General features: G+C 67.8%; 1 protein-coding gene. It reads left to right on the top strand.

The features are described 5' to 3' along the window. Positions 1-290 precede the first annotated feature (290 nt). Entirely contained in the window at positions 291-1490 is a 1200-nt protein-coding gene (locus tag ABC138_RS17455) for an IS30 family transposase (protein WP_345914457.1), read from the top strand. Positions 1491-1499 lie beyond the last annotated feature (9 nt).

Raw genomic sequence — 1499 nt, 5'->3', positions numbered from 1 at the left:
GGTGGATTCAACTGGTCGTCGCAACACCTTGACTTCGGAGGTGTTCAGGGATGGCGTCGAGCGACTGGCGTAGGAAGACCAGCGATGTACCGGAGGGGCTTCGTCGGCAGTGGCGTGCGGATCGGGCGCTGCGCCCGCCGATGCGCTCGCCTGGACGGCCTGAGCCCTCGCGTGCTGTGCAGCGACAGTTTTGGCGGTTGATCGCCACGGGCATCACCTCGGCTGAGGCTGCGGTGAGGGTGGGCGTGTCCGTGCCGGTGGGCTCGCGCTGGTTTCGTCACGCTGGCGGCATGCCACCGATCTGTCTGGCCGAGCCCACGGGCCGTTACCTGTCTTTCGAGGAACGTGAGGAGATCGCGATCCTGCGCGCCCGAGGTCAGGGAGTGCGCCAGATCGCCCACGCGATCGGGCGTGACCCGGGGACGGTCTCACGCGAACTGCGCCGCAACGCCGCCACCCGTGGCGGGAAGCTGGAGTACCGGGCAGTGGTGGCGCAGTGGAAGGCTCAGCAGGCGGCCAAGCGCCCCAAGACCGCGAAGCTCGGCCAGAACGAACGGTTGCGGCAGTACGTCCAAGAACGGCTCGCGGGTGACGTCCGTCGACCTGACGGCACGCCCGTCGAGGGTCCGAGACTGCCTGCGTGGAAGGGGCTGAACAAGCCGCACCGGGCCGATCGTCGGTGGTCGACGGCGTGGAGCCCGGAGCAGATCTCACAGCGGCTGAAGGTCGACTTCCCCGATGATGAGTCCATGCGCATCAGCCACGAGGCGATCTACCAGTCGCTGTTCATCCAAGGGCGCGGCGCGCTCCAGCGCGAGCTGGTCGCCTGCCTGCGCACCGGCCGAGCGCTGCGGCGGCCACGAGCCCGTACACGCAACAAGGCACAAGGGCACGTCACCGCTGATGTCGTCCTGTCCGAGCGTCCGGCCGAGGCCGATGACCGGGCCGTACCCGGTCACTGGGAGGGCGACCTGATCATCGGCACCGGCCGGTCAGCGATCGGCACCCTCGTCGAACGCAGCAGCAGGAGCACCGTGTTGGTGCACCTGCCGCGACAGCAGGGCTGGGGCCAGAAGCCCTACGTGAAGAACGGGCCAGCCCTGGGCGGCTACGGAGCCGACGCGATGAACGCCGCGCTCACCAGATCGATGACCACGCTGCCCGAGCAGCTGCGCAAGACCATCACCTGGGACCGCGGCAAAGAACTCTCCGGCCACGCCACGTTCGCGCTGGCCACCGGCACCAAGGTGTTCTTCGCCGACCCGCACTCACCCTGGCAAAGGCCGACCAACGAGAACACCAACGGGCTTCTGCGGCAGTACTTCCCCAAGGGCACCGACCTGTCCCGCTGGTCGGCCGAGGACCTCGAAGCCGTCGCGTACGCACTGAACAACAGGCCCCGCAAGGTCCTCGGCTGGAAGACCCCCGCCGAGGTCTTCGAAGAGCAACTACGCTCCCTTCAACAACACGGTGTTGCATCGACTGGTTGAACCTGCCCA

Source organism: Janibacter sp. LM (assembly GCF_039631275.1).
In the GTDB taxonomy this organism is placed as follows: domain Bacteria; phylum Actinomycetota; class Actinomycetes; order Actinomycetales; family Dermatophilaceae; genus Janibacter; species Janibacter terrae.
This window is presented reverse-complemented; position numbering and strand designations above follow the sequence as displayed.